Origin of the sequence: Microcoleus sp. B4-D4 (assembly GCF_036705185.1) — a bacterium.
In the GTDB taxonomy this organism is placed as follows: Bacteria; Cyanobacteriota; Cyanobacteriia; order Cyanobacteriales; family Microcoleaceae; genus Microcoleus.
In genome coordinates this window covers 37,159-49,681 of the sequence record NZ_JAUBTX010000013.1, presented here as the reverse complement: position 1 = coordinate 49,681, position 12,523 = coordinate 37,159, and the positions used below count along the sequence as shown (strand labels likewise).

Genomic DNA, 12,523 nt, shown 5'->3' with positions numbered 1-12,523 from the left:
CCGTTTTTAGGCGGAGTCATCGGAAACAGTGGCTTTTGTGAAGATAAAAAACCGCAAATTGACGAATATCAACGGCCAGATGTTGTTTGATGCAAACAGTTTATTTGTAATGGCATAAACTTTGAAGCCTTGAGACTCTACACTCGCAATTTGCAAGCATTGCTTACCGCTACACGAGCTATTAGAGGAATTTTACCCGTTTGTCAATCTACTTTACGCTGTGAGGCAATGAAGGGAGATCGGGGAGCTAAGAAGAAGCCCACGAGACTAGCAAATAGAATCGGTGTAAAAGTGCTTAAGCCTGTCAACTTCGCGAGGAGCAGAGTTGTACTAATTGGAGTGCGAGTAACCGTTGAATTCAGAGCAGCCATTACACAAATCATTGCCAAAGTCTCATTCGAGCCGATGGGATTCATGATGGTGATTGCCTTTCCCAAACAGGCTCCTATAAAAAATAGCGGAATGATTATTCCACCTCGCCAGCCCCCATTGATGGTCACACTAATGGCCAATACTTTAACAACAACTAAAGTCAAGAGAAATGTCAAAGAAAAGTTTCCCTCAACAATTTTTTCTATTTGATGTTCCCCAAAGAAACGTGTGAGCGGAAAGTAAGCTGAGAAACCACCAAGTGCTAGTCCGGCTAAAGTAGTTCGCACATAAATGGGACTGTGTATCGAATCAAACAAGCGACCAACACTGCGAAATACGGCGATAAAAAACCACCCATAATCGCCCCTACGATTCCATAAGCAATCGCTGCGCCAAAGTCATAAAGGCTTTCCACATTGTACTGAGGAAAATTCCAGGTAGGCCCAAGTCCAAGCTGAGTAATTGCGACAAAGATGGTGTAACTTGCACAACTTGCCACTACCGCAGGCAATATTGCTTCAAAATACTCTACAACATTTTGATGATGCAGGATTTCTAAAGCAAAAAAAGTACCGCCTAAAGGAGCGCCGAACAAAACTGTAAAACCAGATGCCATACCAGCAAGACTCAAAGTTCGTAGTGCTTCTCCGCTTAATTTAAAGCGATCGGCTAACCAGGTACCAATTGAACCTGTGACTTGCACCATTGGCGATTCTGGGCCAGCACTTCCTCCACTGGCAATACTGAGTAGCGACGACAGAATCATCGAAGGATTTTCATTCATTGGTAATCGGCCACCCTTGAGATGAATATTGTCAATAATCAACCCAATTTCTCCAGGATTTCCCAGCCAATGAATGAGCAAACCGATGAGCAAACCAGTAAGGGGCATGACGATTAGTAGATAACCTCCACTAAAATTTTCAAATCCCCGCATCATGTAAGACAAACATATCCAATAACTTGCAGCAAATAAACCACAAATTATTCCTAGCATTGCCCATATTAATACCGAACGTGTGAGATTTATTGGGTTTCGTTTCATTGCTTGTTCCTTGTCTCTAACTAGGAAGTTAGGAAGTCTTAAAACTATTTTGTATAATAGTATACTGTTTTTTTGTCTGTATCTTGTATTGACTCAAAAATGTATGAGCCCGATCGAGCTTTCGGCTCGCGGGCTCTGTATAATTCCGATCTAACCGGATTTGATTTGAGTAAAAACTCAAGTCTTTATGCTAATCTCCCAAACTGCTGCAACAGTTGCAAAGGCTTGTTATTTGAGATTCTGGCTTGTAGAAAAATTTTGGGTGAGCCAGCTCCTATAGCAACTGTTGCAAATTTTTTGATAATTACTATTGCTGCAAACTGGTGCAAATCGATCGACTAAAAGCCTAATTTTTCTAACACGGGCTTAGTGGAAACAATATGCCGATCGAGTCCTAGTTTTTTTGGTTCCACGCCCAAAGCCAAAGCCACCAATTGCGGCAAATGCAGCACCGGCAAACCCAATTTGCGATCGATCGCTTTTTCCACCTCCGGCTGCCGCGAATCCAAATTTAAATGACAAAGCGGACAAGGAGTTACCATACAATCAGCACCATTGTCAAGAGCATCTTGAATGTGTTTTCCAGCCATCGCAAAAGATTGGTTAGTGGCATAACTCGCCAGCGGCCAGCCACAGCACTGCGTCCGCCCTCGATAGTAAACGGGAGTTGCGCCGATCGCCCGAAATACATTTTCCATCGATTCCGGTTGGTGCGGGTCATCGTAAGCCAAATGTTCCTGAGCTCGCAGCAGATAGCATCCGTAAAAAGACGCGCACTTCAAACCGGAAAGCTTGCGGGTGACTCGGTTCTGCACTTCCTCCAAACCGTAATCGGCAACGATCGCCCACAACAGATGTTTTACCTCCGTACTGCCTTGGTAGGGCGAACAGCCTTGTTTTTCCAGCAAACCGTTGACTTTTTCTATGTAGTTGGGATCGGTCTTTTGGGATTGCTTGAGGCGATCGTCCACATGACCGATTACCCCTTGACAAGTGCTGCAATGGGTGAGTAAAGGCAGATTCAGTTGCTCGGCCAAGGCAATATTCCGGGCGTTGACGGTATCTTCCAGCAACTGCGAATCTTCCTTAAAAGTACCAGAACCGCAGCAGGAAGCTTTCTTGAGTTCCACCAGTTCAATGCCCAAGGCTTGAGTCAGCGCTTGGGTAGACTGGTAAAGTTCGCGGGCGGCACCTTGGGCTACGCAACCGGGAAAGTAAGCATATTTGAGAGTTGGGGATGGCATAATTGTTTCTGCTGGGGAGACAAGGCAAGGGACAAAAAAGGAGGGCGATCGGATTTCCTCTCCACAATTACCGCATCAGAGTCTAGCTAGGGGTGAATTGTCAGCTTTTCTCAAGAATTTTCAGACCGATTTACCCAAAAGATGCAACTGTAAAAAAACTTAAAACCCATATCCAGTAAGTAATCCCAATCTCAAATCTCACATCTCAAATGGTATGAGTAAGTTGCTACTATAGCCTTTCGAGATCTCATATGAGGTACTATCCGGGATAGGGCATAGGGCATAGGGCATTGGGCGGAGCGAAGCGGAGGGATGGGGCATCGGGCGAGCGCGAAGCGGAGGGATGGGGAATGGGGCATAGGGAATGGGGCATAGGGCATGGCACCACGCGATCGAACCGCTATAGATTGAAATTGTATATTTCGATGACTTGAGCAAAAATCATCTCCCCATCTCCTCCTCTCCCCATCTCCCCATCTCCCCATCTCCCCATCTCCCCATCTCCCCATCTCCCCATCTCCTCCTCTCCCCATCTCCCCATCTCCCCATCTCCCCATCTCCATCTCCATCTCCCCATTTCCCTCGTGTCACTTAGAAAAGCGGCAACCCTTTTTCTTGCAGATCCCCCTTTCGGATAAGATTAGATACGCAGCAACCAATGAGGACAGGATGTTATGAGTCAAGACGACATTTTTGCCAGAGTCAAGAAAATTGTGGCCGATCAACTCGAAGTCGATCCGAGCGAAGTCAAGCCCGAAGCCAACTTTGCTAACGATTTAGGAGCAGATTCCCTAGATACTGTAGAGCTGGTCATGGCTTTGGAAGAAGAGTTTGATATTGAAATTCCCGACGAAGCAGCCGAAGCAATTACCACGGTTCAAGCTTCTGTAGATTTCATCAGCAGCAAACTTGCAGCTCCAAAAGCATAAAATACCTGTCTTTTCCCCTAAGAGGAGAGAAATTTAAAAACTAAAAACTCCTCTTTTGTTCTGCGTTCTGGGTGTTTAATTTTTTGAAACTGAAATCATGACAAATTTAGAGCGTAAGCGCGTTGTTATCACGGGTCTCGGCGCGATTACACCGATCGGCAATACCTTGTCCGAATATTGGGACGGGTTGCTGGCCGGGAAAAATGGCATCGGCCCGATTACTTTGTTCGATGCGTCGCGGCACGACTGCCGGATTGCTGGAGAGGTGAAGGGTTTTAACCCACACGACTATTTAGAGCGCAAGGAAGCAAAGCGGATGGATCGCTTTGCTCAATTTGGGGTATCAGCGAGCAAACAAGCTCTAGCTGATGCGAAGTTTGAGATTAACGACCTGAACGCAGAACAGGTGGGTGTCATTCTTGGCACTGGCATTGGCGGGCTGAAGGTTCTGGAAGACCAGCAAGAGATCTATTTGACTCGCGGCCCCGATCGGTGCAGCCCGTTTATGATTCCCATGATGATTGCGAATATGGCCGCGGGCCTGACGGCGATTCAAACGGGTGCTAAAGGTCCAAACTCTTGCACTGTGACAGCCTGCGCTGCTGGGTCGAATGCCGTGGGCGATGCGTTTCGCATGGTTCAGGGCGGTTACGCGCAAGCGATGATTTGCGGTGGTACGGAAGCTGCGGTGACACCTTTGTGCGTGGCGGGTTTTGCGGCGGCGAGGGCGCTTTCGACTCGCAACGATGACCCGACTCATGCTTGCCGTCCGTTCGATCGCGATCGTGATGGTTTTGTCGTCGGCGAAGGCGCTGGCATTCTGATTTTAGAAGAAATGGAGTACGCTCTGGCGCGCGGCGCGAGAATTTATGCAGAAATCGTTGGCTACGGTTTAACCTGCGATGCGTATCACATGACATCCCCAGTACCGGGGGGCGAGGGTGCCTCGCGGGCGATCGCTTTAGCGCTCAAGGATGCTGGTTTGACACCGGATATGGTGAGTTATATCAACGCCCACGGCACGAGTACGCTTCCCAACGACTCTACTGAAACGAAGGCGATTAAGAAGGTTTTGGGGGAAAGCGCTTACAAAGTAGCAATTAGTTCTACCAAGTCAATGACCGGCCATCTTTTGGGCGGTTCTGGGGGAATTGAGGCGGTGGCTGCGGTAATGGCGATCGCCAATGACAAAATTCCGCCGACAATCAATCTGGAGAATCCCGATCCAGAGTGCGATTTAGACTATGTTCCGCATACAAGTCGCGATCTAAAAGTTGATGTGGCGCTGTCGAATTCCTTTGGATTTGGCGGCCACAACGTGACGCTGGCCTTCAAGAAGTTTGTTCAGTAACGGACAACTTGAAAGTCGAAAGTTAAAAGGTGAAAAATTAATTTTTCACCTCTGTAGGGTAGGCAAAATGCCTGCCCTAAATTTTATGTTGTTGGCATTGGCGGGATATGAGTGAGATTACTGCTGAGCAAATACTGCAAATCAAAGCTATTGTCGATCGCTATGAAAATTTAGAATGTGTTGAGTGCGCCCAAAAAATCCGAGATTACTTGCTAAGTCAAGGAATTCATGGGAAGCGGATAAAACTGTACACAGGATACGGGAGAGGTCGCAACAGTGGCATTTATGATGATAGCGTACCGGGAGAGGCTATTTCAGAAAATGGCCGCCACGAAGGAATCGCTATTGTTATCAACAGCATAGAAACTATTTTTGACAACCATCACCCGGACGGGCTTACTAGAGAGCAATGGATGACAAACCTGCTATTTCACGGTAAAATATTTAATGGTTTACAGTTTATAGTGACAGAAGAAGACTTTTAATAGGAGACTTTTTTATGGTAGCCGAAGTTAATGTTAATAAAAAACTAGATGTTAAAAATGAATACTTCTTTGATTTGCTGCAAAGAATTAAACAGAGACCTGGTATGTATTTGGGCAAATGTTCAATTACCCGCCTGCGTGCGTTTTTAGATGGATATGAGATGGCTAGAGCGGAACTTGGGTTGCCCGACACAGAACAGCAACAACAACTTGATGGATTTCAAGAGTGGATACAGGAAAGATATCAAATTACGTCAAGTCACGGATGGGACAGTATAATTCTCTTCTTCTCTGCTGATGAAAAAGATGCCCTCGATAAATTTTTCAAACTGTTGGAAGAATTTTTGAATCAGGCTAAAATTGCTGAGGACAAGCACAATTAGTATAGATTTCTTGAATCTCAGTTCACAATCCCTAGAGCTAGATTTCACCTTATTTCTCGGAAGTAATTACCGAAATCGAATATTGATTACCCGCTGAGCTAGGATATTTAACAGAAAATGCTTGCACATTTTTCTGATTAAAATTAGCGGCACAATACTGCTTGATTTTGTCAAATGTCAGTTCGCCTCCTCCTGTAATATCAGTTGTATAACCTGTTTCAAGTTCCCTCATATACCCCAAAGCTGCTTCAAAGCCTTCGGGATCTTGCTCTGCCTCAATTTGAGCAGATAAACCACTTCCTGAATCGTTTTCGTAAACTAAAGCGATTACTCCTTCCCTTTTCCATTCAAACATACTGATTTTATCCTTATTGATTTGAATAAAGTTATCGCCGTTTCTGACAATCAAATAGTTTTCTACATCAAAAATTATGGGTGGATCGGAAACTATAGTAAGTTCTCCCCATTCCCCTCTTAAATAGTATTTGTCATCCGCCCTAAAAAATTCGTCTATGTTCCCGTAATCAACGCTACCATCTGGATCGGCAATTGGGCTGATGTTGTTCAGAACCAAATCATAGGTTTGAGGATGGGGGAAATTGACTGTCATCTGCCGATAACAATACTGTTCCCCAGATAAGGCTGGAGTGTATAGAGGGTGATTCTCAGTGAGGACAGCTTCTAAGAGGATTTGTATATATATTGTATTAGCATTAATGCTGAGTACATAGCTATCCTCTAAATAAATATTTTCAAATCCCGGCAACTGCCAGTAGTTTAAGCGTTCCATTGTTAAATGTCCCAATCGATAGGAGTATGATTATCTTTACTTTTTCTGGTGACGGGCTTTCCTTGTAGATCTATTCTAATGTTGTTGGCATTTTTCAACTCTACATGAGGATCATTGCTTCCCGGAGTTCTTGGGCTTCCCTGTTTAAGCGTTAGCCTAGCTACTCCGTTGTTATCAATATATTTTAACGGGCCATTAGATGTTTCCTGACGATGCCATCCCTGTTCTGACTCAGCCCACACTTTAAAGTCGCTGGCTTTTGGATTAATGCCAGTTGAGATAGCTTGTATTATTCGTTCCCATGCCATGCGCCCCGCTAGAGTTTCCATACTAATAATTCACCATAAATTAGCTTATTCTGCCGGTAACAACTCCAACCGATATCGGTACAAAGCGACAGGATGCCCCCCAGCGGCAAAATAATCCGGATCTTGCGGCGATAAATAAATCGCTGTCACCTGATCCGCCTCGATTCTTTTACTCGCAGAATCGCCTTTTTCCCCGCCTCCAACCACTCGATAAGCCGTTGTTGTTTCCACCTCGTTTAAATAAATATCAGTCTCTCCCCGAAACACTTGCTGAGAAATTTCTGCAGACACAAACTCATCGGGATTCGATGTTTGGGTGCCGCGACTGGTAACAATCGAGATTAGTTGGCGATCGCCTTTGAGTATGGTAATCTGGCGGTTGGGATTGTTCGGATCGACTTTCACCGAAAGTACGCCGCCGTCGCCTAAATAGGCTTTGGCGATGTTCAAACCGTTAAAAGCGCGATCGGCCACAATCTTCTTAGCTAGCTTAGATTTATAATTAGAAAAAAAACCAGTATTTATTTCTGGTTGAAATCGCACTTTAAATAATACCGGCTGCTGCAAATACTGGCGGTTGCTTTCAAATCCGGGCGTGACAATATTTGGCGCTAAAGGAGCGGCTAAATCTACTAAAGTGCTAGCAACATTCCACTCGCCAGCCATCCAGTCTGGATACACTAAATCTCCCTTAGCAGCAGCAATAGCAGGTTTGCTTTCCCAATTGGGAAAACTGGAAATGCGATCGCCCAAAACTCCCGCCTGCGCGCCGCCACCCCACAAAATTAACGCGCAAACCAAACAAAAACCCCAAATTAATTTCATACTAAATGATATTCAAACAGCTAATTGTATCTTTTAATCAAAAAGGTTCGTAGTGAGGAGTTTAGTCCTAATTTTTGCGGACTAAATTCCTCACTATGAACCTTTTTTAGTCAGGAGTTTTGGGCTGTTTTACAGACTAAAGTCCGAACAATCGAACCTTTTTTATTGTTGTTTAGCTTTAAAGTATTTCAACCGGTGCTGGCTCCCAAACTTCACCGTATTGTTCTTTCAATTCTTGCCAATTTTCTACTTGTCCCGGTTCATATTCTCCCGGCTTTCCCCACTGCAAAAATGCGCTCAAAGCAGCATCATTTTGTTCGTCTAAAAAACGAATTGCATAGGTGGTGAAATTGCCTCTTTTTGCCTCGCCAGTCTCAAATTTCACTTGTTTGATTTTGTCCATATTCAAGTGAAATTCAAATATTTCGGCGTGCATATTTGCATACTTACCCTTGGGCAACTCTGCGTAAAACAGCTTGTGTATTGAACCGCGCACTTCCAGCACTGCCGCGCTGCTAGTCACGATTAAACGCAGTGTCCCCAATTTTTCGCAAGCTTCTAAGAATTCTTTAAGAGTCGCAGTCATATCACTTTGGGATTTTGGATTTTGGATTTTGGATTAAATCGACAAGAAGCAAAGGTTAGTTGGAAAGCAGGAAAATTAATTAGATAAAAAAGGATAATTCTTTCTTCTTCCTTCTTCCTTCTTCCTTCTTCCTTCTTCCTTCTTCCTTCATTCATTTTTCGTACATTTCGTAAGCAGCGACAATCCGCTGTACTAACGGGTGTCTCACCACGTCCGCTTGAGTGAATTCGCAGAAAGCTATGCCTTCAACGTTTCCCAGAATATTTTGAGCAACTGACAATCCCGACTGTTGGTGTGCGGGCAAATCTGTTTGAGTTAGATCGCCGGTGACTACCATTCTCGATCGAAAGCCGAGACGAGTCAACACCATTTTCATTTGAGCCGGAGTCGTATTTTGAGCTTCGTCCAAAATGACGAAAGCATTGCTGAGAGTGCGTCCCCGCATATAAGCTAAAGGAGCTACTTCGATCAGGCCTCTTTCCATTAAATCGGCCATTTTGTCGGGTTCGATCATTTCTTGCAAGGCGTCGTAAAGCGGGCGCAAGTAGGGATCGACTTTTTGCTGCAAATCTCCGGGCAAAAATCCTAATTTTTCGCCAGCTTCTACGGCTGGCCTGGTTAAAATCAGCCGTTCGTACTGCTTGCTTAACAGCGCTTGTACGGCGAAAATGGCTGCTAGAAATGTTTTGCCAGTACCCGCCGGGCCGATGCAAAATGTCAGGTCGTGGGTGCGTACTGCTTGGACGTACTGGCGCTGCTTGAAGGTTTTGGCTCTGATTTCTTCGCCGCGGCGGGTTTTGGCGAGCACGTCTCGCTGCAAGTTTTGTAAATCTTCTTGGCGGTTGCTATCCAAAGCTTGGCGCGCTGTTTGGATTTCTACTCCGGTAATGGTTTTGCCGGCTTTCCAGAAGTCGGAGAGCGATCGCACTAATTGATGACACAATTCTACTTGAGTTTTTGTGCCAGAAATCAGCAGTTCTTGCCCTCGCATTACCAGGTTAGCGCCGGTTTGCTTAGAGATAATTTTCAAGTTTTCTTCTTGATTGCCGGCCAGCGAGATAGCGCTTTGAGTGTTCGGCAACTCAATTGTTAGTTTTTCAGTCATGCCAGCATGAGCTCCTCCAAATAAGCAATTGTAGCAGTGGATAGCAAACAGCAAACAGCAAACAGTTATGTATGGGAATCAAACCATTTATCTGTAACGATTATAGTTGTGATTCGTGAGGTTATATCAATTCCGGTTGCACACCTCATGATGTTAACGGTTAACGGTTAACAGTCAACTGTCAACAGTGAATTTACTATTCTGATGCTAACAGATTTGATAGATATTATTTACGTTCGCGCCAGATTTAACGGTTGCTAGAAAATTTAACTATCGATGGTTAAATTAGCTGGCTTTTGCGAACAAAAAGACGCCAGGTACTAAGTTTTACCTAGTATCTAAGGCGTCTTTTCTGTTTAAATGAATGAGTTTGGTGCTTGCGGCACAAATCAAATCTCCCTTCTTTGAAGTCACACAACTTGAGATTTTAGATTGTAGATTCTTCGACTTCGCTCGCGAACAAGTTTTAGATTTTAGATTTACCTGATGCTGCTGAGATTTGAGATTGAAAATTTTAGATTTATGTCCGATCGCAAAATCGGCAATCTAAAATCACAGGGGGCTTGTAATACCAAGCCTACAACAGGCAATCTAAAACCTAAAATTGTTTTTGGATTTTGCAGTTAATAACCGGGAGTATTTCTGCTCGTTCTAAACGTAGGTGTGTTAGTACGGCGAGGTTGTTCTCTCGGAGATCTGCTAGGTAAGGGAGTAGGCGAGGGAGGCGAAGTTCGGGGTCGGAAATCTCCTCGATCGCGCATACCGCGATCGCCCCTAGGTGGCCCGGAGCCTCGATCGCCTCCTTCGCTATCGTATACATCTAAGTAGAGCGACTGACCCACAGTTTGCGCCACCGCTTCGAGGGTAGTTCTAATCGCCTGAATATTGCGTCCGCCCCTACCATAAACCCGCCCCTTGTCAGGATCTTCAAAAGCGAGCCTTACCCAGACGCGAGATTGGCGGGGGTGCAGTTCGCAATCAACCCGCAAAGAGTCCGGCGACTCCAGAAAAGGTGCAATTAAAAACTGTATCAGTCCAGCATAGTTAGGGCTAGCTGACTGCTGTTGTGCTGCTGGACTCAACGTTGGCTCCGGCTCCGACTTGTTCAAATACATTAGCTTTTCTCAGGATGTCACGCACGGTGTCAGTTGGCTGAGCGCCTTGTTGGAGGCGCTTGACAATCGCTGGAACATCCAGCCTGGTTTCGTTATTTCTGGGGTTGTAGAAGCCGAGTTCTTCTAGGGGACGGCCGTCGCGGCGGGTAGAACTGTTCATCGCTACAATCCGGTAGCTGGTCTCGCGTTTTTTCCCGTATCTTTTCAATCGCAGTTTGATCATCTTCTTGCACAATAGTCCTGGCTCAATTGTGACATACTCCAGGCGAGAAATCTCACATTATGCTCTGGGGCATTCACCGCAACTGTTGACTGTTGACTGCTGACTGCTGACTGTTGAGTGCTGACTGCTGACTGTTGAGTGCTGAGTGCTGAGTGCTGAGTGCTGACTGTTGAGTGCTGACTGTTGACTGCTGACTGTTGACTGTTGACTGTTGACTGTTAACTGCTGACTGCTGACTGCTGACTGTTAACTGTTAAGAGGGCTGGCACTCTTGGCACCGCCCCTACCTACTGACTACTGACTACTGACTACTGACTACTGACTACTGACTACTGACTACTGACTACTGACTACTGACTAAGGACTTCTTCAACCTCCGAGCAAAATATCGCTGCGATTTGCCGCGCCTAGGGCCGGTCTGGCACCGTCTATATGCGGTGTAATTGCTATAGGTAAAGCCGTTGCAGTGCCCCACTGCTGCACCAGCTTTTGCAAAAATATATCTTGCTGCTCTCTCAAAGAGTCCCAATCGGTGCCGCGATTGATAATTGCAAACCAAACTAAGCCCCGATCGCGCGTGGGTATGGCTCCGGCCAAAGCAATCACCGTGTTCAAAGTACCAGTTTTCACCACAGCCGATCGCGGAATGTGTCGGTGTTCCAAAGTTCCTTTATCGCGCCCGGACACTGGAAACAAGTCAGCAATCGTCAGCCCTGTAGTCTGAAGGTTGCGCCCGATCGCCTGCATCATCGCGCAAGCCGCCCTCGGAGACATTTGATTTTCGACTCCCAAGCCCGAACCGTTAATTAATTGAAGTTCCGCCTGCGGCACCCCAGCAGCCCAAGTCGCTTGTTGCTGAACAACTTTTGCCCCGCCCAAATTGTCGGCCAGCATTTGGGCAATTTCATTGTCGCTGTGGACGTTCATCTGCTTGAGAATTTCGGCTAAAGGAAGCGATCGGCGTTTCAACAGCAAACGCCCGGAAGCAGGAATTTTTTGAGCGATCGGGCTGCCGGCGATCGTTACTTGTGGCTTTCGGGTGCCCGGAGCCATCTTAGAATAGATTGCCAGCAGGTCTGGCGACCAACTGCGACTATCGAGAGCTTGTCGCATACTCTCCCCCGCAACCAGAGGATCGGACTGGTAGTTCATGGGAAAATTGCCAGTTACGACCAAATTTCCCGCCACGCGATTGATACCCATTTGATTGAGAGCATTACCCACCGCGATCGCCTCCTCCCACACAAACAGCGGATCGCCCCCGCCAGCAATCACCAAATCCCCCTGCAACACCCCATTCCTAATGGGCCCCGTTCCCCAAAACCGCGTTTCAAACTGATGATCCGCGCCCCAAGTTTCTAGGGAAGCCAGAGAAGTCGCAATCTTAGTCAGGGAAGCCCCAGGCATCAGCACCGTCCCCTGCTGACTTACCAGCGGCAGCATTCCCGCTTGCACCCAAATTCCCTGATTGCCGTCGATGAGATGCTTCGCCTTCAAATCTTTTAAATATTCCTGCACGGCAGCTTCTGCGGGCAAGTCTGAATTTGCCGCATCTATTTTCCCAAAAGCCAGCTCTTCGGCCACCACTAACCCGGGCATCCCTCCCCGCCAAGCCAGCACCGACACGGCGTTGGGTGCGGCACTGCGTACCCCAGCCATGTCCAGCCACAGAGACATGATTCCCGAGCTAAATAAATCCAGCATTTTTTACTCCTAAGTCAGTCAGTCGATTTTAGATTTTAGATTTTAGATTTTAGATTTA

At 46.2% G+C, this 12,523-nt stretch carries 15 protein-coding genes and 1 pseudogene; 4 read left to right on the top strand and 12 right to left on the bottom strand.

Annotation, left to right across the window (positions count from 1 at the left end):
• Positions 1–203 precede the first annotated feature (203 nt).
• From QUB13_RS12815 to QUB13_RS12805, 3 genes and pseudogenes are all read right to left on the bottom strand, one after another.
• Positions 204–1,264: pseudogene (locus tag QUB13_RS12815) on the bottom strand (chloride channel protein).
• Positions 1,265–1,755: 491 nt separating this feature from the next.
• Positions 1,756–2,661 (bottom strand): CoB--CoM heterodisulfide reductase iron-sulfur subunit B family protein, encoded by a 906-nt coding sequence (locus tag QUB13_RS12810; RefSeq protein WP_333381195.1) that lies wholly within the window; start codon positions 2,659–2,661, stop codon positions 1,756–1,758.
• Between the two features lie 441 nt (positions 2,662–3,102).
• Positions 3,103–3,252 (bottom strand): hypothetical protein, encoded by a 150-nt coding sequence (locus tag QUB13_RS12805; RefSeq protein WP_333381192.1) that lies wholly within the window; start codon positions 3,250–3,252, stop codon positions 3,103–3,105.
• An 83-nt stretch (positions 3,253–3,335) separates the two neighbouring features.
• Between QUB13_RS12805 and acpP the strand changes: the two genes are divergently transcribed.
• The 4 genes from acpP (at position 3,336) to QUB13_RS12785 (ending at position 5,809) form a co-directional block, all read left to right on the top strand.
• The gene (gene acpP / locus QUB13_RS12800) at positions 3,336–3,590 is read left to right on the top strand and encodes an acyl carrier protein (protein ID WP_194068168.1); all 255 of its coding nucleotides are present in this window, start codon (positions 3,336–3,338) and stop codon (positions 3,588–3,590) included.
• Positions 3,591–3,687: 97 nt separating this feature from the next.
• Positions 3,688–4,941 (top strand): beta-ketoacyl-ACP synthase II, encoded by a 1,254-nt coding sequence (fabF, locus tag QUB13_RS12795; protein WP_194013074.1) that lies wholly within the window; start codon positions 3,688–3,690, stop codon positions 4,939–4,941.
• A 107-nt stretch (positions 4,942–5,048) separates the two neighbouring features.
• On the top strand, positions 5,049–5,426 hold the full coding sequence (locus QUB13_RS12790; RefSeq protein ID WP_333381187.1) for a papain fold toxin domain-containing protein: 378 nt from the start codon (positions 5,049–5,051) through the stop codon (positions 5,424–5,426).
• Positions 5,427–5,440: 14 nt separating this feature from the next.
• A complete protein-coding gene (locus QUB13_RS12785) occupies positions 5,441–5,809 on the top strand; it encodes a hypothetical protein (RefSeq protein WP_333381184.1) in 369 nt (122 codons plus the stop codon).
• A 49-nt stretch (positions 5,810–5,858) separates the two neighbouring features.
• On the opposite strand, the gene QUB13_RS12780 is transcribed toward QUB13_RS12785, so the two are convergent.
• The 9 genes from QUB13_RS12780 to QUB13_RS12740 form a co-directional block, all read right to left on the bottom strand.
• Positions 5,859–6,599: a hypothetical protein gene (locus QUB13_RS12780; protein ID WP_333381180.1), complete on the bottom strand. Its 741-nt coding sequence runs from the start codon at positions 6,597–6,599 to the stop codon at positions 5,859–5,861.
• Positions 6,600–6,601: 2 nt separating this feature from the next.
• The gene (locus QUB13_RS12775; protein ID WP_333381177.1) at positions 6,602–6,928 is read right to left on the bottom strand and encodes a hypothetical protein; all 327 of its coding nucleotides are present in this window, start codon (positions 6,926–6,928) and stop codon (positions 6,602–6,604) included.
• 24 nt (positions 6,929–6,952) lie between these two features.
• A complete protein-coding gene (locus tag QUB13_RS12770) occupies positions 6,953–7,732 on the bottom strand; it encodes a DUF6816 family protein (RefSeq protein ID WP_333381174.1) in 780 nt (259 codons plus the stop codon).
• A 178-nt stretch (positions 7,733–7,910) separates the two neighbouring features.
• Entirely contained in the window at positions 7,911–8,318 is a 408-nt protein-coding gene (locus QUB13_RS12765; RefSeq protein WP_333381172.1) for a ChuX/HutX family heme-like substrate-binding protein, read from the bottom strand.
• Positions 8,315–8,473, bottom strand: a complete 159-nt coding sequence (locus QUB13_RS12760; protein ID WP_333381170.1) for a hypothetical protein — start codon at positions 8,471–8,473, stop codon at positions 8,315–8,317. Before QUB13_RS12760 ends, QUB13_RS12765 begins: the two co-directional genes overlap by 4 nt.
• Positions 8,470–9,423 (bottom strand): PhoH family protein, encoded by a 954-nt coding sequence (locus tag QUB13_RS12755; protein WP_194010207.1) that lies wholly within the window; start codon positions 9,421–9,423, stop codon positions 8,470–8,472. The genes QUB13_RS12760 and QUB13_RS12755 overlap by 4 nt, the downstream gene beginning before the upstream one ends.
• Before the next feature lie 623 nt (positions 9,424–10,046).
• The gene (locus QUB13_RS12750; RefSeq protein ID WP_442922163.1) at positions 10,047–10,505 is read right to left on the bottom strand and encodes a KH domain-containing protein; all 459 of its coding nucleotides are present in this window, start codon (positions 10,503–10,505) and stop codon (positions 10,047–10,049) included.
• Positions 10,474–10,761 (bottom strand): 30S ribosomal protein S16, encoded by a 288-nt coding sequence (gene rpsP, locus QUB13_RS12745; protein WP_194010205.1) that lies wholly within the window; start codon positions 10,759–10,761, stop codon positions 10,474–10,476. Before rpsP ends, QUB13_RS12750 begins: the two co-directional genes overlap by 32 nt.
• 369 nt (positions 10,762–11,130) lie before the next feature.
• A complete protein-coding gene (locus tag QUB13_RS12740) occupies positions 11,131–12,465 on the bottom strand; it encodes a D-alanyl-D-alanine carboxypeptidase (protein WP_333381164.1) in 1,335 nt (444 codons plus the stop codon).
• Between the last annotated feature and the right edge of the window lie 58 nt (positions 12,466–12,523).